Consider the following 16,546-nt stretch of genomic DNA (forward strand, 5'->3'; position numbering starts at 1 on the left):
TGTTACCTGTACCGGCCTCTTCGCGGGTAAACCCGCTCCTACAAGGGGTCGCACAGGATTTGAGGGTTGTGCGATCCCTTGTGGCCCGCGAAGAGGCCGGAACGGGCTAAATCAGGCTTTTTGCTGATCAGCCAGTTGGTCAGCCAGGCGCACGAAGGCTGCCAGGTCGAGCTGTTCAGGGCGCAGGCTGCCATCAACGCCAGCAGCCTCGATGGCGGCGCTGTCCAGCAGGCCTTTCATGGTGTTGCGCAGGGTCTTGCGGCGCTGGTTGAACGCTTCGCGAACGACACGCTCCAGCAGCAGGTGGTCCTTGGCCGGGAACGGCAGCACTTCGTGCGGCACCAGGCGGACGATCGCCGAATCCACTTTCGGGGGTGGGTTGAAGGCTCCAGGGCCTACATTGAACAGGTGCTCCACGCGGCAGTGGTACTGCACCATGATCGACAAGCGTCCCCAGTCACCGCCGCCAGGGCCGGCGGCCATGCGCTCGACCACTTCCTTCTGCAGCATGAAATGCATGTCGCGGATCAGCCCGGCGTGGCTGAGCAGGTGGAAGATCAGCGGGGTGGAGATGTTGTAGGGCAGGTTGCCAACCACCTTGAGGCTGCGCGGCGGCACGCCCAGCTGGTTGAAGTCGAACTTCAGGGCGTCGCCCTGATGCAGGCGGAAGTTGCTGCGATCGGCGAACTTGTGCTGCAGGATCGGCACCAGGTCTTTGTCCAGTTCCACCACGTCCAGCTGTGCGCCACTGCCCAGCAGGCCTTCGGTCAGGGCGCCCTGGCCCGGGCCGATCTCCAGCAGGTGTTCGCCGGCCTTTGCGTTGATGGCACGCAGGATGCGGTCGATGATACCGGCGTCGTGCAGGAAGTTCTGGCCGAAGCGCTTGCGCGCCCGGTGTTGGTATTGCTCGTTCATGGTCGGTTCTCGGCCATCTGGTAGGCGGTTTCCAGTGCGACGCGCAGGCTGCCGGTGTCGACTTTGCCAGTGCCGGCCAGGTCCAGGGCGGTGCCGTGGTCAACCGACGTGCGGATGATTGGCAGGCCCAGGGTCACGTTCACTGCAGCGCCGAAGCCTTTGTACTTGAGTACGGGAAGGCCCTGGTCGTGGTACATCGCCAGCACCGCATCGCAGTGCTCCAGATATTTGGGGGTAAACAGGGTATCGGCCGGCAGCGGCCCGCGCAGGTCCATGCCTTCGGTGCGCAGGCGGGCCAGGGTCGGCTCGATGATGTCGATTTCTTCGCGGCCCAGGTGGCCGCCCTCGCCCGCGTGCGGGTTGAGGCCGCACACGAGGATACGCGGGTTGGCAATGCCAAACTTGTCGCGCATGTCGGCATGCAGGATACGGGTTACACGTTCGACGCGCTCTGCAGTAATAGCGTCGGCGACATCACGCAGTGGCAGGTGCGTGGTCACCAGGGCCACGCGCAGGCCGCGGGTGGCCAGCATCATTACCACTTGTGCAGTGCGGGTCAGTTCGGCAAGGAATTCGGTATGCCCGGAAAAGGCGATACCGCTTTCGTTGATCACACCCTTGTGCACCGGGGCCGTGATCATCCCGGCGAAGTGGCCGTCCAGGCAACCTTGGCCAGCGCGGGTCAGGGTTTCCAGCACGAACGCTGCGTTGGCCTTGTCGAGCTGGCCTGGCACCACCGGGGCCGCCAAGGGGGTATCCCAGACGTACAGGCTACCTGCAGGTGCCGGGAGGTCAGGCCATTGGCCCGGGGCTACCGGCAGCAGGCTGACGGCCAGCTCCAGCTGCGTGGCCCGCTCGGCGAGCAGGTCACGGCTGGTGATGGCGATCAGGGGGTGGGGCTGGGCGTCTGCGGCGAGCAGCAGGCACAGGTCGGGGCCTATGCCGGCCGGCTCGCCGGGGGTGACGGCGAAGCGCAGGGGCTTCACTGGGCGGCCTGGTCAGCGCCAGGCAGCTTGATTTCAACGTAGGCTTCGTCGCGGATCTGGCGCAGCCAGGTTTGCAGCTCTTCGTCGTACTTGCGGTTGCGCAGTACGCCCAGGGCCTGCTGTTCGCGAGCCTGCTCGGTGCTATCGGTGGCGCGGCGGCCCAGCACTTCCAGAACGTGCCAGCCGTACTGGGTCTTGAACGGTTTGGTCACTACGCCTTGCTGGGCATTGGCCATCTGTTCACGGAACTCCGGTACCAGGCTGTTCGGGTCGACCCAGTTGAGGTCGCCGCCGTTGAGTGCCGACCCCGGGTCTTCCGAGAAGCTCTTGGCCAGTTCGCCGAAGTCTTCGCCGTTCTTGATCCGATCGTACAGGCGCTCGGCCAGTTGCTGGGTGGCCGCCTCGCTGCGGATCTCGCTTGGCTTGATCAGGATGTGGCGTACATGCACTTCGTCACGCAGCACGTTCTCGCTGCCGCCGCGCTTCTCCTCGAGCTTGAGGATGATGAAGCCGTTGGGGATGCGAATAGGCTGGGTAATTTCGCCCACCGGCATGCTGCTGAGCATCTTGGCGAAGTCGGGTGGCAGCTGACCGGCTTTACGCCAGCCCATCTCGCCGCCTTCCAGGGCGTTTTCGCTGGCCGAGTTGGCAATCGCCATCTGGCCGAAGTCAGCACCCTGGCGCAGTTGCTGGTACACGTCACCGACCTTGCGCGCAGCCTTCTGGATATCGTCCGAGTTGGCGGCTTCCGGAGTCGGGATGAGGATGTTGGCCAGGCGGTACTCTTCCGACATCTGCATCTTGCCCAGGTCTGAGGCCAGGAAGTTCTTCACTTCCTGCTCGGACACCTGAATGCGTTCGGCAACGCGACGTTGGCGCACGCGGCTGATGATCATCTCGCGCTTGACCTGCTCGCGAGCGTCCTCGAACGACAGGCCGTCACGGGCCAGCGCCGCGCGGAACTGGTCCAGCGACATGCCATTGCGCTGGGCAATGGTGCCAATGGCCTGGTTCAGCTCTTCGTCGGTGATGCGGATGCCAGAGCGCTCGCCGATCTGCAGTTGCAGGTTCTCGACGATCAGGCGTTCCAGGACCTGCTGTTCCAGGGCGCTGGTCGGCGGCACGCCGCCGCCGCGCTTGGCGATGGTTTGCTGGACTTCATGGACACGCTGGTCCAGCTGGCTTTGCATGACCACGTCGTTGTCGACGATAGCCACCACGCGATCAAGAGGTTGCACCGCGGCATGCACCGCGCCACTCAGCAAAGCGACGCCCAGCAACACTGGGCGCAGACGATCAATAAGCTTGGTCTTCACGTTCACGGTAACCTTGAATGCCTTGGTCGAGGAAAGACTCGACCTTGTTGCCAACTACGCCGCCGAGGCCTTTCAGGACGATCTGAAGGAAGACACCGTGGTCGCCTTTTTCGTTCTGTGGAAGGGCCTGGCTGAAATCGTCGTAGTCGATCCAGTAACGGTTGATCAGGCGCAGCTTCCAGCAGCAGTTGTCGTATTCGAAACCACCCATGGCTTCCAGGGTGCGGTTGCGGTTGTAGTCATGCTGCCAGCGAGCGATTACGTTCCACTGCGGCACGATCGGCCAGATGACCGAGAAGTCGTGCTGCTGGATCTTGTAGTAATCCTTGATGTAGTTCGGATCGCCCGGGGTGCCATAGTCACCGCCGCCCACTTTCCAGGTACCCGTGGTCGAGTCGTAGGCAATGGTGTCGTTACGGTAGCGATAACCGAGGTTGACGATCTTGTTCGGGTTGTCTTCAGGCTGGTAGTGGAACATCGCGCTGCCCGAGCGGGTGCTGCGGCTGTCCGGGTCCCAGTTGAAGTCCGAATTGAAGCGCCAGTCGCGGTTGAAGTAGTAGTTGTACACCAGGGCGTATGGCGATACATCGGACTGCGCGTCCTTGCGGGTGCGGTAGTCGATGCCTGGCAGCTGGACCTTGCGGTCCTTGAAGTAGTAGGCCTGGCCGATGCTGAAGTTCTGACGCTCGAAGCCGTTCTCCTCGATCCAGCGGGTGGTCACGCCCAGCGACAGCTTGTTCTCGTCGCCGATGCGGTCGGTACCACTGAAACGGTTGTCACGGAACAGCGAGTCGTAGCTGAACAGGGTTTCACCCGTGTCGAACAGCGGGATGTCCATCTGGTCCTTGTACGGGACATAGAGGTAGAACATGCGCGGTTCGAGGGTCTGGCGGTAGTTGGTGCCGAACAACGAGGTGTTGCGATCGAAATACAGGCCGCTGTCGACGCTGAAAATCGGGATATCGCGGTTCAGGTTGCTTTTGTAGTCGCCGAACACGTCCAGTGTGTCTGCGTTCGCGCCAGCAATGTCGCTCTTGCCCTTGCTATCCAGGTCAAGGTCGTAATGGGTATACATGTACTTCAGCTTCGGCGTGATGTAGCCGTAGCTGGCCTCCATCGGCAGGCTGATGGACGGGGCGACGTTCAGGCGGGTACCGTTGGCACGCGCTACACCGAAGATGTTTTCGTCAAGACGACGACCGGGTACGCCGGCGCTGGCGTCTGGATTGCCATCTTCGTCCAGAACGAAATCGTCCTTCAGATCACGATCAAAACGAACAGCTTCAGTCTCGTACCCAAGGTTCAAACCGCCAGGCTGGAACGGCAGCGTACCGTTCAGGGTCAGCTGCGGCAGGCGATCATACGGCGTGATCTGCGAGATGGTCGCCATCTCGTAGGCATGCACATTCAACCGCGCGGTGTAGCTGTCGCCTCGGTAGGTCAACGCACCCTGCTGGTTCAGCAGGTCGCGGCTTTCCACGCCAATCTGGTCGGACTCCAGGTCCTGGAAGTAGAACGGGTCGCTGATGTCGGTGTAGTCCACCTCGGTCATCAGGCGTTCGTCCAGGCCACCCTTGTGCTGCCAGTTGACCATCCAGCGCTGATCTTTGTAATCCGTCTGATCTTTGCGGTCGTCGTTCTTGTCGTTCAGGTAGGCGCCGCCGAACTGCCCTTCGCTGGAAGGTGTCAGGTAGCGGAACTCGCCTTCCATCAGCAGGCCGCGCTTGGCCATGTAACGCGGGTACAACGTGGCGTCGTAGTTGGGCGCCAGGTTGAAATAGTACGGCGTGACCAGCATGAAGCCGGTGTCGCTGCTGGTGCTGAACGACGGCGGCAGGAAGCCGGACTGGCGACGGTCGTCAATCGGGAAGTAGATGTACGGTGTATAGAACACCGGGAAATCCTTGACCCGAAGCGTAACGTTGGTCGCAGTACCGAAACCGGTGGCCGGGTTCAGGGTGATGTTGTTGCCCTTCAGCTGCCAGGCGTTGCTGCCCGGTTCGCAGGTGGTGTACGTACCGTCCTTGAGGCGGATGATGGCGTTTTCGCCACGCTTGGCGTACAGGGCACTGCCGCGGATGTGCGACTTGTGCATCACGTATTCGGCGTTGTCGACCTGGGCTTCGCCAGTGTCGAGCTGGATCTGGGCCTCGTCACCGACCACCAGCGAACCGTTGTCACGGATCTTGACGTTGCCCTTGAGCTCGCCACGGTTTTCGGCCTGGTAGAGGTTGGCCTCGTCGGCTTCGGCCTGCATGCTGCCCTGGCGCATCACCACGTCACCGGCGAGGGTAGCGATCTGCTGCTCCTGCTGGTACTTGGATACCTTGGCATTGATGTAGGTTGGCGACTCGTCCTTCGGCGTGGTGTCGGCCATGCCCGGGCGGGTTGGCTCGATATACGCGCCACCGCAGTACGGGCCGGTTTCAGCCAGTTGCGCGGCGGTGAGCTTTTCACGCGGAACCCAGTCCAGGTGGCTGTAGTCTTCGCTGCGCGACTTCAGACCACGGCCCTTGGCCTCGGTAACCAGCATGGGCCGGTCCGCAGTTTCGGCTTCGCCCGCCGCTTCGGTACCGGAGCTGACGGCTGCACCTTCGTGCACCGGGCGCGGTGGCAAGTTGTTGACTGGGGTTTTGGGCTTGCAGTCCCAACCACCGGCGGCGGACACTTGGCAGTCGAACTGTTCGGCTGCCACTACGTATGAGGTGGCCAGAGGTTGCAGGGCCAGCAGACCGCCGGTTACCAGCAACGGAAACTTTCTACGAAACGCGGGGGATTTCAATGCCATCTTATTAGTCCGGGCTTCCTGCGTGCCATCTGCCCGCGTGTGGGGCCGCACGCCTCTCGATGGTCTGAAAAAGATGCTGGATAATAAAGCATGACCCGCTTGACGGCTAGGGCCGTCGGAGACCCTTGCAATGCCTGAACACGATGTACGCCTGCAACAACTGACGGTCTGGCTCGATGAGCAGCTCAATGATCTTTTCCGTGACAACGCCTGGGGCGAGGTGCCTGCAGGCAGCTTGACCGCTGCCAGCAGCGACGCCAGCTTCCGCCGCTATTTCCGCTGGCAGGGCGCTGGCCACAGTTTCGTGATCATGGATGCGCCCCCCCCGCAGGAGAACTGCCGACCGTTCGTCGCCATCGACCACCTGCTGGCCAGCGCTGACGTACATGTGCCGCTGATCCACGCCCAGGACCTGGAACGTGGCTTTTTGCTGCTTGGGGATCTGGGCACTCAGACATACCTTGACATCATCAATGCCGACAACGCCGATGGCCTGTTCGCCGACGCCATCGATGCCCTTCTGAAGTTCCAGCGTTTGCCGATGGACGCGCCGCTGCCCAGCTACGACGACGCCCTGCTTCGCCGTGAAGTGGAACTGTTCCCCGAATGGTACGTGGGGCGTGAGCTGGGCCTGAGCCTCACCGATGCACAGAAGGCCACCTGGCAGCGCGTCAGCCAGTTGCTGATCGACAGCGCCCTGGCGCAACCCAAGGTGCTGGTACACCGTGACTACATGCCGCGCAACCTGATGCAGAGCACCCCCAACCCTGGTGTGCTGGACTTTCAGGATGCGGTATACGGCCCGGTCACCTACGACATTACCTGCCTGTTCAAGGACGCCTTTGTCAGCTGGCCGCAGGCGCGGGTCGAAGGTTGGCTGAGCGACTACTGGCAGCAGGCGCAGGCGGCCGGGATCCCGGTGCACGCCGAGTTCGAAGCCTTCCACCGCGCCAGTGACCTGATGGGCGTGCAGCGGCACCTGAAGGTGATCGGCATCTTCGCCCGTATCTGCCACCGCGACGGTAAGCCGCGTTACCTGGGCGACGTGCCGCGTTTCTTCGCCTATATAAATGAAGTGATCGGTCGCCGGCCCGAATTGGCGGAGCTGGGTGAGCTGATTGCCGAGTTGCAGGCCGGAGCGCGTGCATGAAGGCCATGATCCTGGCTGCGGGGAAGGGCGAGCGCATGCGCCCGCTGACCCTGCACACCCCAAAACCGTTGGTCCCGGTCGCCGGCCAGCCGCTGATCGAGTACCACCTGCGCGGCCTGGCGGCAGCGGGCGTGACCGAAGTGGTGATCAACCATGCCTGGCTTGGCCAGCAGATCGAAGACCATTTGGGCGACGGTAGCCGCTTCGGCCTGAGCATCCGCTATTCACCTGAAGGTGAACCGCTGGAAACCGGTGGCGGCATCTTCAAGGCCCTGCCTTTGTTGGGTGATGCGCCGTTCCTGCTGGTGAATGGCGATGTGTGGACCGACTACGACTTCGCGCGTTTGCAGGCTCCCCTGCAAGGCCTGGCTCACCTGGTACTGGTCGACAACCCTGACCATCACGGCCGCGGTGACTTCCGCCTGGTGGGCGAGCAGGTCGTTGACGGCGATGACGCGCCCGGCACGCTGACCTTCAGCGGCATTTCCGTGCTGCACCCGGCGCTGTTCGAAGGTTGCCAGGCGGGTGCCTTCAAACTGGCACCGTTGCTGCGCCAGGCGATGGCGGCCGGCAAGGTATCTGGCGAACACTACCGTGGGCACTGGGTGGATGTTGGCACGCTTGAACGCCTGGCCGAGGCTGAGTCTCTGATTGGCGAGCGCGCCTGACATGTGGTGGCCAGGCACGGTGATAGGTGTGGGTGCCGGCTTTGCCGTTGCGAGCATACCGGGTGCCTTGCTCGGTGCGTTGCTTGGGCAGGCCATTGACCGCCGGCTGCGCTTGCAAGGCTGGGAAGACATGCGCGAACGCCTGGGTGGGCGCCCCGCATTACGCGACGACGAGTTGTTGTTCGTGATGCTCGGGCGCCTGGCCAAGTGCGATGGCCGGGTAGCCGAGCAGCATATCCAGCAGGCGCGTCAGGAGATGGTGCGCCTGGACCTGGCCGAGGCAGCCCGGTTGCGCGCCATCAATGCGTTCAACCGTGGCAAGGCGGGCAAGGACCGGCTTGGCGGGCACCTGCGGCGCATCAGTCAGCAGCCCCACGCGGCGGAAGGTACTTTGCGGGCCTGTTGGCGCATGGTCTGGGCTGACGGCAAGATGGGCAACAAGGAGCGTGAGTTGCTGCTGGACTGGGGGCAGAAGCTGGGCATGAGTCGACGCCAGGTGCAGGCCATGTCCCTGGAGTACGAGCCGCGCAAGGCCACGGGGGCAGAAAGCGTGCCCATGACCTACGCGGCAGCGTTGCGCTTGCTGGCGGTGGACGCAGACACCGACACCGATAAGGTCAAACAGGCGTATCGTCGGCTTGTCAGCCGGCATCACCCGGACAAGCTGGCAGGTACCGGTGCCAGCGAGGCGCAGGTGCGTGAAGCAACCGCGCGTACCCGTGAGTTGCACCAGGCCTATGCCATGATCCGCAAGCGGCGCGGCCTTTGACGCCCCGCCACAAGGATCAAGACGAATCAGCCCTGAGGGCTCATCCATCCCCGCACCCGGCGGAACAATTGCTCTTGTTCCGCCGCTTTGTTTGCTGGCATGGCAATCAATGACAATTGTCGGTACTGGCTATCCTTCTGCCGCTTGCTGGCCTGCAGCCGTTGCTGGGCTGCGTTGCGGTCAGCGCTGCGGGTGGCGTAGTAGATATCGGCCGTGGGTACCTTCAAGGTTGGGGCCAGGCTTTCCAGGTCCTGCTCAACCCGTGCAGGGGTCTGCGCAGCGACCATCACCAGTTTTTGTACCTGTGGTGGCTGCTTCTCGCTCAGGTAGCGCGCCGCCCAATATGCACCGCTACCATGGCCGATCAGTACGATGTTGCGGGCATTGTGTTGCTGGGCGAACGCCACGGCGGCATCCAGGCGGGCGAAGATGCGTTCGGCATCTGCCGGGTCGGCCTGCTCGCTGGCTTGTTCGGCATCGGTACTTTCTGCTGTGTCGGCATCGGCTGCGGTGGCTTGGGCCACGTTGGCGTTGGCATCGGCCGGAACGTCCTTGACCGGTGCGCTTTCGCCTTTGTCTGGCGCAGGCGCTGCCGGTGGTGTGGCTTCGACCCGCGCTTGCGGGCTGTCTGCGAGCAGGTCGGGCAGGCTGACGCTCAGGCTGTGCCAGCCGATATCAGGGAATTTTTGCCGCAGTGGGCCGACTGCATTTGGCCAGTCGGCCGTTTCGCCTGCACCAGGGACAATGATCACCGCCCCTTGCGGATCGTTGTCGTTGGCCGGCTTCCACAGGGCCAGGAAGCTGTCGGCACCGGCCTGCAGGGTCTGCTGCTCAGCCTTGGGCAGCAGCCGTTCCAGCGCCAGTGCATCCTCCTGGCTGCGTTCCAGCAAGGGTGGGCGTGGTGCCTCGGCAGCAGGTGCCATGGTATTTGCAGGTGGTTTTTCGGCATCGGCGGCCAGGGCGCCTAGTGGAAGGACCGAGGCCAGGCAGCACATTGCCAGCGTCGTGCGATAAAGTGTGGACATGAGTCAACCCAAGGCCAGAATGAAACCGGCAGCCTAATAGTATTTGCCCGTGACGGCCATGCTGCATGGCCGTCTTTGCCAAGTCGAGCGTATAGATGAAGCGAGTGCGTCGCCTGTTGGTTATCGGCTGCTTGTGGCTGCCCTTGATTGCCTGGGCCAAGCCCGAGGCGCTGCCAACTGTGGTGCTGGAGCCTGACCAGCAGCAGTGGCTGGACACCCACCGTAGCCTGCGTGTCGGCCTGGTGTTGCAGGCACCCTACGCCCAGTTCGACCGGCGTCTGCAGCAACTGTATGGAGCCAATGTGGAGCTGGTGAACAGCCTGGCGCAGACGCTGCGGCTGGACCTCACCTGGCGTAACTTCAGTGACCAGGCCAGTTTGGAACATGCCCTGCAGAGCGGCGAAATCGACTTCGCCCCTGGCCTTACCCAGACGCCGGCCAGCCTGCGCCTGTGGCTATTCAGCGACCCGTACATGCGCGTGCCACAGCTGGTGGTGGGGCCGCGCACCGGGGCCATGGCCGTGGAGCTGGAAAAGCTCGAAGCCGAGCAACGCGTGGCGGTGCGCATGCCCAGCCCGCTGGCGGATTACCTGCGCAGCAACTACGGCAACCTCAACCTGCAGGGGGTGCCCGACGATCGTGAGGCCTTGCAACTGGTGGTAGGTGGCCAGGCCAGTTTCGCCGTGCTGGATGAAGCGCAGCTCAGCCGCCTGTCGCGCGAGAGCGAGTTCGGTGAGCTGGCGGTGGTCGGCGATATTGGCCTGCCGCAACTGTTGCGTATCGGTTCGCGGCGCGACTGGCCGCTGCTGGCCGATGTACTTGAACGTGGCTTGCAGGCCGTGCCGGCCAAGGAGCTGGAGCAACTGCATCAGCGCTGGTTGCAGCCGAAATACCCGCGCCTGAGCGAGTCGCCAGGCTTCTGGCAGAACATGGCCTTGCTGTTCGGTCTGTTGCTGTTGTGTGCCTTGGCCACGCTGGTGTGGCAACGCCGTCAGCAGCGCCAGTTGGAGCGCAGCCTGCTGGCCGCGCGAGAAAGCCTTGTTGAGCGCCAGGTGCGCGAAGAGGCGTTGCGCCTGAGCCAGTTCGCCATCGATCAGAGCACCGTGGGTATCCTCTGGGTCAACTGGGACAGCCATGTGCGTTACGCCAACCATGCCGCCGAGCGCATGTTGGGCTACAGCGAAGGGGCGTTGCTGGAGCGGCCGCTGAGCGACTTCGAGCCGAGCCTGAACATGGACCGTTGGCTGGAGCTGTGGAAGGGGGCGCGGACAGGGGCGGGGGGTGTCGGTCAGTTTGAGACGCAATGCCGGCGGGCTGATCAAAGCTTGCTACCCGTGGAGCTGTCGCTGAGCTTTCTGCGCTTTCGTGATTCCGAATATCTGGTGGTCTACCTCGCCGATGTCACCGAACGCCACCGTGCCCTGGCGGCCCTTCGCGAAAGCGAGGCGCGGCTCAAGGGCATTGCTGGCAACGTACCAGGGTTGGTGTTTCGCCTGGAACGTGACCCGGCCGAGGGCGATCTGGAGTTCCCCTATATCAGTGAGGGTAGCGAGGCTTTGGTAGGTTATGCACCCAGCGAGATCCAGCACCCGCAGATGGGCCTGCGCAACCTGGTGCACCCAGAGGACCGTGCTGATTATCACAGGGTGCAGGACCTGGCCCTGGCCAGCGACCAGGACTGGTCCTGGCAGGGGCGCATCCTCACCCGGCAGGGCGAACAGCGCTGGGCCGATATCAAGGCCAGCGCCCGGCATCTGGGCAACGGCCAGGTGGTGTGGGACGGTGTAGTCTGGGACATCACACAGGGCAAGCGGGCCGAGCTGGCGCTGGCGAAGTCCCAGGAGCAGTTGCGCGAACTCTCGGCCCACCTGGAGAGCGTGCGTGAAGAGGAAAAAGCCCGTATCGCCCGGGAAGTGCATGATGAACTGGGGCAGATGCTGACCGTGCTCAAGCTGGAAGTGTCGATGTGCGAGCTGGCCTATGCCGAGCTGGACCCTGGCCTGAATGATCGCCTGGCAAGCATGAAGCGCCTGATCGCCCAGTTGTTCCAGTTGGTGCGCGATGTCGCCACTGCCTTGCGTCCGCCGATCCTTGATGCCGGCATTGCCTCGGCCATCGAATGGCAGGCGCGGCGTTTCGAGGCACGTACGCAAATCCCCTGTCTGGTGCAAGTACCCGATAATCTGCCAGCATTGAGTGATGCCAAGGCCACCGGGCTGTTTCGTATCCTCCAGGAGGCGCTGACCAATGTGATGCGTCACGCCCAGGCGCACAGCGTAGAGATTGAGCTGGTACGTGAGGGCGGACAGTTGCGCATGACGGTCAGTGATGATGGCCAAGGCTTTTGCCGCGAGCAGACCCGGCCCACCTCGTTTGGCCTGGTGGGTGTGCGCGAGCGGGTGCTGATGCTGGGGGGGAGCATGACGCTGGAAAGCGAGCCGGGCGAAGGCACCAGCCTGAGCGTGGCCATTCCGTTGGAGTAGGAGAGCAATCGTGATTCGAGTACTGGTGGCCGAAGACCACACCATTGTCCGTGAAGGCATCAAGCAGTTGATTGGCCTGGCCAAGGACATGCAAGTGGCGGGGGAGGCCGGTAATGGCGAGCAGTTGCTCGAAACCCTGCGCCACACACCGTGCGAGGTGGTACTGCTGGACATCTCGATGCCGGGTGTGAACGGCCTGGAGGCAATCCCGCGTATCCGTGCGTTGCACGATGCTCCAGCGATCCTGATGTTGTCGATGCACGATGAGGCACAGATGGCGGCGCGGGCGCTGAAGGCCGGTGCGGCGGGCTATGCCACCAAAGACAGTGACCCGGCGCTGTTGTTGACAGCTATTCGTCGGGTGGCAGGTGGCGGGCGTTATATCGACCCGTCGCTGGCCGACCGCATGGTGTTCGAAGTAGGCCTCACCGAATCCCGGCCGTTGCACACACTGCTCTCGGAGCGGGAGTTTTCGGTGTTCGAGCGCCTGGCCCAGGGCGCCAACGTCAACGACATCGCCCAGCAGTTGGCGCTGTCGAGCAAGACCATCAGCACCCACAAGGCGCGCCTGATGCAGAAGCTGAAAGTGAACTCGCTGGCGGAGCTGGTGAAGTACGCCATGGAGCACAAGCTGATCTGATTGCGACATACGCAATCGGTGAACCTGCCGAGGCCCTTGTGGGAGCGGGCGTGCCCGCGAAAGGGCCTTTCCGGTTGATTTCCATGGTTGCACCGGCCTCTTCGCGGGCATGCCCGCTCCCACAGGTTTCGTGGTTGGCTCGCAAGGGCATTCCAATCCCGCCATCCTTGTAGGGCGATCCTTACAACAAATCTTCCATCCGGATGATGGCATTCTCTCAGTACCCCCGATTTTCGGGCGCTTGCGTCTCTTCTACTCTTTTGCCTACGCAGTCATCCAACAAGAAGGTGCAGGCATGAGCGAGGCGAAGTCGAACGCTGCAACCGGCGAAACGCTGGTCAGCTTCCGTGGTGTGCAGAAGAGCTACGACGGCGAGTCGCTGATCGTCAAAGACCTCAATCTGGATATCCGCAAGGGCGAGTTCCTCACCCTGCTTGGCCCGTCCGGCTCGGGCAAGACCACCAGCCTGATGATGCTGGCGGGCTTCGAAACGCCCACCGCCGGTGAAATTCAGCTTGGCGGGCGCTCGATCAACAACGTGCCGCCGCACAAGCGTGATATCGGCATGGTGTTCCAGAACTACGCGCTGTTTCCGCACATGACAGTGGCCGAGAACCTGGCCTTTCCGCTGACCGTGCGCAACCTGAGCAAGACCGACATCAGCGAGCGGGTCAAACGTGTGCTGAACATGGTGCAGCTCGACGCTTTCGCCAAACGCTACCCCGGCCAGTTGTCCGGTGGCCAGCAGCAGCGGGTGGCGCTGGCCCGGGCATTGGTGTTCGAGCCTCAGCTGGTGCTGATGGACGAGCCACTTGGCGCGCTGGACAAGCAGCTGCGCGAACACATGCAGATGGAGATCAAGCACATTCACCAGCGTCTTGGTGTGACCGTGGTGTACGTGACCCACGACCAGGGCGAAGCGCTGACCATGTCCGACCGCGTGGCGGTGTTCCACCAGGGCGAAATCCAGCAGATCGCCGACCCGCGCACGCTGTACGAAGAGCCCTGCAACACCTTCGTCGCCAACTTCATCGGCGAGAACAACCGCATCAGCGGCACCCTGCTGGCCAGCGATGGTAAACGTTGCCAGGTGCAGTTGCCTCGCGGCGAGCGGGTCGAGGCGCTGGCGGTGAATGTCGGCCAGGCCGGCGAGCCGGTGACCCTGTCGATACGCCCGGAGCGCGTGCGTCTGAACGGCCACAGTGAAAGCTGCGTGAACCGGTTCTCTGGCCGGGTGGCCGAATTCATTTACCTGGGCGACCACGTGCGGGTGCGTCTGGAGGTTTGCGGCAAAGGCGACTTCTTCGTGAAGCAGCCTATTGCCGAGCTCGACCCGGCGTTGGCCGTGGGCGATGTGGTACCGCTGGGCTGGGAGGTGGAGCACGCCCGCGCGCTCGATCCGATTGCCGAAGCCCATTGATGGATTGCTTCACCAACCCTGTACTGTGGAGAGAATAATAATGCGCAAGCAGTTGAAACTGACCGCCCTGGCTTTGGGGCTGTTCACCGCTGGCCAGGCCATGGCCGCAGACCTCACCGTGATCTCGTTCGGCGGCGCCAACAAGGCTGCCCAGGTCAAAGCGTTCTACGAACCCTGGGAAAAAGCGGGTAATGGCAAGATTGTCGCGGGTGAGTACAACGGCGAAATGGCCAAGGTCAAGGCAATGGTCGACACCAAGAGTGTGTCGTGGAACCTGGTAGAGGTTGAGTCGCCGGAGCTGGCGCGCGGTTGCGACGAAGGCATGTTCGAAGAGCTCGACCCGGCCCTGTTCGGCAACAAGGACGACTACGTGCCGGGTGCCATTCAGCCTTGCGGTGTGGGCTTCTTCGTCTGGTCCACGGTCATGGCCTACAACGCCGACAAGCTCAAGACCGCCCCCACCAGCTGGGCCGATTTCTGGGACACCAAGCAGTTCCCGGGCAAGCGCGGCCTGCGCAAGGGCGCCAAGTACACGATGGAATTTGCACTGATGGCCGACGGTGTTGCGCCAAAGGACGTCTACAAAGTGCTGGCAACCAAGGAAGGCCAGGACCGCGCCTTCAAGAAACTCGACGAACTCAAGCCCAGCATCCAGTGGTGGGAAGCGGGTGCACAGCCACCGCAGTTCCTGGCCTCTGGCGACGTGGTCATGAGCTCTGCCTACAACGGCCGTATTGCCGCTGTGCAGAAAGAGAGCAACCTCAAGGTGGTGTGGAACGGCGGCATCTACGACTTCGATGCATGGGCAATTCCTAAAGGCGCCAAAAACGTCGAAGAGGCGAAGAAGTTCATCGCCTACAGCGTCAAGCCCGAGCAGCAGAAGATCTACTCCGAAAACATCGCCTATGGCCCGGCCAACTCCAAGGCCGTGAGCCTGCTGTCGGACGAAGTGAAGAAAGACATGCCGACCACGCCTGAGAACATTGCCAACCAGGTGCAGATCGACGTGACGTTCTGGGCCGACAACAGCGAGCAGCTGGAGCAACGCTTCAACGCCTGGGCGGCGAAGAAGTAAACGTCCAGTGTGTGGGGCCGTAAAGCGGCCCCCAATTCAGCCTGTATTGCGGAGTTCGCCATGGCCATTGCAGTGCCCCTCAACGAAGGCGCAGGTCCAAGTCTCAAGCAGCGCCTCAAACACGCCGAGCGGGTCAACCGCTGGAAGGCGCAGGCGTTGATCGCGCCGCTGGCGCTGTTTCTTCTGCTGGTGTTCCTGGTGCCGATTGCGGCGCTGCTGTACAAGAGCGTCGGCAACCCTGAAGTAGTCGCCGGCCTGCCGCGTACGGTGGAAGTCATCAGCCAGTGGGATGGCAAGAGCCTGCCAGGCGAGGACGTTTACAAGGCGCTGAGCCAGGATTTGGCCGAGTCGCGCAAGAACCAGACCCTTGGTGACCTTTCCAAACGCTTGAACATGGAACTGGCCGGTTACCGCAGCTTGTTGACCAAGACTGCCCGTGCACTGCCCTTCAAGGCTGAGCCTGCCTCTTATAAAGAGGCATTGCAGGCTGTCGACGAGCGTTGGGGCGACCCGGCTTATTGGCAGGCGATACGCCGCAATACCAGTTCGGTGACTTCTTTCTACCTGCTGGCCTCGGTGGACCATCGCATCGATGACCTTGGTGAGCTGGCCAAGGCCACCCCGGACCAGGCCATTTACCTGGACATTTTTGTCCGTACCCTGTGGATGGGGGTGGTGATTACCACTATCTGCCTGGTACTGGCCTACCCACTGGCCTACTTGTTGGCCAACCTGCCGACCCGGCAGAGCAACCTGCTGATGATTCTGGTGCTGTTGCCTTTCTGGACATCGATCCTGGTGCGGGTGGCGGCCTGGATCGTGCTGCTGCAGTCGGGCGGGCTGATCAACAGCGCGCTGATGGCCATGGGCATCATCGACCAGCCGCTGGAGCTGGTGTTCAACCGCACAGGCGTCTACATCTCGATGGTGCACATCCTGCTGCCGTTCATGATCCTGCCGCTGTACAGCGTGATGAAGGGTATTTCCCCGAGCTACATGCGCGCGGCGATCTCGTTGGGCTGCCACCCGTTCGCCAGTTTCTGGCGGGTGTACTTCCCGCAGACTTACGCCGGTGTTGGCGCCGGTTGCCTGCTGGTGTTCATCCTGGCCATCGGTTACTACATCACCCCGGCGCTGCTGGGTAGCCCCAACGACCAGATGGTCAGCTACTTTGTCGCCTTCTACACCAACACCAGCATCAACTGGGGCATGGCCACCGCACTGGGCGGGCTGTTGCTGCTGGCGACCGTGCTGTTGTACCTGATCTATAGCTGGCTGGTCGGTGCCAGTCGTCTGCGCCTGAGCTGAGGA

Annotated in this window: 13 protein-coding genes; 8 read left to right on the top strand and 5 right to left on the bottom strand. The window is 62.6% G+C overall.

The window, feature by feature from the left end:
* Window positions 1-111: 111 nt before the first annotated feature.
* The 4 genes from rsmA to QYE47_RS23780 are packed head-to-tail and all read right to left on the bottom strand — an operon-like array spanning window position 112 to window position 6,005.
* Window positions 112-915 carry a 16S rRNA (adenine(1518)-N(6)/adenine(1519)-N(6))-dimethyltransferase RsmA gene (gene rsmA, locus QYE47_RS23765; protein ID WP_070383376.1) on the bottom strand — a complete coding sequence of 268 codons (804 nt, stop codon included), beginning with the start codon at window positions 913-915 and terminating at the stop codon, window positions 112-114.
* Window positions 912-1,901, bottom strand: coding sequence for a 4-hydroxythreonine-4-phosphate dehydrogenase PdxA (pdxA, locus tag QYE47_RS23770; RefSeq protein ID WP_301159285.1), 990 nt, complete (start codon window positions 1,899-1,901; stop codon window positions 912-914). Before pdxA ends, rsmA begins: the two co-directional genes overlap by 4 nt.
* Window positions 1,898-3,223, bottom strand: coding sequence for a peptidylprolyl isomerase SurA (gene surA, locus QYE47_RS23775; protein ID WP_019439097.1), 1,326 nt, complete (start codon window positions 3,221-3,223; stop codon window positions 1,898-1,900). The genes pdxA and surA overlap by 4 nt, the downstream gene beginning before the upstream one ends.
* Window positions 3,198-6,005, bottom strand: coding sequence for an LPS-assembly protein LptD (locus QYE47_RS23780; RefSeq protein WP_014589447.1), 2,808 nt, complete (start codon window positions 6,003-6,005; stop codon window positions 3,198-3,200). The genes surA and QYE47_RS23780 overlap by 26 nt, the downstream gene beginning before the upstream one ends.
* Window positions 6,006-6,135: 130 nt before the next feature.
* Here QYE47_RS23780 and QYE47_RS23785 point away from each other — a divergent pair, with 130 nt between their 5' ends.
* Genes QYE47_RS23785 through QYE47_RS23795 form a run of 3 tightly spaced genes read left to right on the top strand, consistent with a single transcriptional unit; the run spans window position 6,136 to window position 8,592 of the window.
* Complete coding sequence (locus QYE47_RS23785) at window positions 6,136-7,155, top strand: phosphotransferase (RefSeq protein WP_014589448.1); 1,020 nt, start codon at window positions 6,136-6,138, stop codon at window positions 7,153-7,155.
* Window positions 7,152-7,823, top strand: a complete 672-nt coding sequence (gene murU / locus QYE47_RS23790) for an N-acetylmuramate alpha-1-phosphate uridylyltransferase MurU (RefSeq protein ID WP_070383377.1) — start codon at window positions 7,152-7,154, stop codon at window positions 7,821-7,823. Before QYE47_RS23785 ends, murU begins: the two co-directional genes overlap by 4 nt.
* Before the next feature lies 1 nt (window position 7,824).
* Entirely contained in the window at window positions 7,825-8,592 is a 768-nt protein-coding gene (locus QYE47_RS23795; RefSeq protein WP_010951746.1) for a TerB family tellurite resistance protein, read from the top strand.
* 26 nt (window positions 8,593-8,618) lie between these two features.
* Here QYE47_RS23795 and QYE47_RS23800 read toward each other — a convergent pair whose 3' ends face one another.
* Window positions 8,619-9,617 carry an alpha/beta hydrolase family protein gene (locus tag QYE47_RS23800; RefSeq protein WP_070383378.1) on the bottom strand — a complete coding sequence of 333 codons (999 nt, stop codon included), beginning with the start codon at window positions 9,615-9,617 and terminating at the stop codon, window positions 8,619-8,621.
* 95 nt (window positions 9,618-9,712) lie between these two features.
* Here QYE47_RS23800 and QYE47_RS23805 point away from each other — a divergent pair, with 95 nt between their 5' ends.
* From QYE47_RS23805 to QYE47_RS23825, 5 genes are all read left to right on the top strand, one after another.
* Window positions 9,713-12,100 (top strand): transporter substrate-binding domain-containing protein, encoded by a 2,388-nt coding sequence (locus QYE47_RS23805; RefSeq protein WP_070383379.1) that lies wholly within the window; start codon window positions 9,713-9,715, stop codon window positions 12,098-12,100.
* A gap of 7 nt (window positions 12,101-12,107) precedes the next feature.
* On the top strand, window positions 12,108-12,740 hold the full coding sequence (locus QYE47_RS23810) for a response regulator transcription factor (protein WP_172830947.1): 633 nt from the start codon (window positions 12,108-12,110) through the stop codon (window positions 12,738-12,740).
* A gap of 295 nt (window positions 12,741-13,035) precedes the next feature.
* The gene (locus QYE47_RS23815) at window positions 13,036-14,160 is read left to right on the top strand and encodes an ABC transporter ATP-binding protein (RefSeq protein WP_003255547.1); all 1,125 of its coding nucleotides are present in this window, start codon (window positions 13,036-13,038) and stop codon (window positions 14,158-14,160) included.
* Between the two features lie 40 nt (window positions 14,161-14,200).
* Entirely contained in the window at window positions 14,201-15,235 is a 1,035-nt protein-coding gene (locus QYE47_RS23820; RefSeq protein ID WP_014589452.1) for an ABC transporter substrate-binding protein, read from the top strand.
* 60 nt (window positions 15,236-15,295) lie between these two features.
* The gene (locus QYE47_RS23825) at window positions 15,296-16,543 is read left to right on the top strand and encodes an ABC transporter permease (RefSeq protein ID WP_014589453.1); all 1,248 of its coding nucleotides are present in this window, start codon (window positions 15,296-15,298) and stop codon (window positions 16,541-16,543) included.
* The last annotated feature ends 3 nt before the right edge of the window (window positions 16,544-16,546 follow it).

This window comes from Pseudomonas sp. 2,4-D, assembly GCF_030418155.1.
Classification (GTDB): Bacteria; Pseudomonadota; Gammaproteobacteria; order Pseudomonadales; family Pseudomonadaceae; genus Aquipseudomonas; species Aquipseudomonas alloputida.

What these genes read in the sequence shown, in the direction of transcription:
- QYE47_RS23800 (WP_070383378.1), bottom strand. Translation starts at nt 9,617, where the DNA reads ATGTCCACACTTTATCGCACGACGCTGGCAATGTGCTGCCTGGCCTCG.
- QYE47_RS23780 (WP_014589447.1), bottom strand. Translation starts at nt 6,005, where the DNA reads ATGGCATTGAAATCCCCCGCGTTTCGTAGAAAGTTTCCGTTGCTGGTA.
- QYE47_RS23825 (WP_014589453.1), top strand. Translation starts at nt 15,296, where the DNA reads ATGGCCATTGCAGTGCCCCTCAACGAAGGCGCAGGTCCAAGTCTCAAG.
- QYE47_RS23815 (WP_003255547.1), top strand. Translation starts at nt 13,036, where the DNA reads ATGAGCGAGGCGAAGTCGAACGCTGCAACCGGCGAAACGCTGGTCAGC.
- QYE47_RS23805 (WP_070383379.1), top strand. Translation starts at nt 9,713, where the DNA reads ATGAAGCGAGTGCGTCGCCTGTTGGTTATCGGCTGCTTGTGGCTGCCC.
- QYE47_RS23785 (WP_014589448.1), top strand. Translation starts at nt 6,136, where the DNA reads ATGCCTGAACACGATGTACGCCTGCAACAACTGACGGTCTGGCTCGAT.
- murU (WP_070383377.1), top strand. Translation starts at nt 7,152, where the DNA reads ATGAAGGCCATGATCCTGGCTGCGGGGAAGGGCGAGCGCATGCGCCCG.
- QYE47_RS23795 (WP_010951746.1), top strand. Translation starts at nt 7,825, where the DNA reads ATGTGGTGGCCAGGCACGGTGATAGGTGTGGGTGCCGGCTTTGCCGTT.
- rsmA (WP_070383376.1), bottom strand. Translation starts at nt 915, where the DNA reads ATGAACGAGCAATACCAACACCGGGCGCGCAAGCGCTTCGGCCAGAAC.
- QYE47_RS23820 (WP_014589452.1), top strand. Translation starts at nt 14,201, where the DNA reads ATGCGCAAGCAGTTGAAACTGACCGCCCTGGCTTTGGGGCTGTTCACC.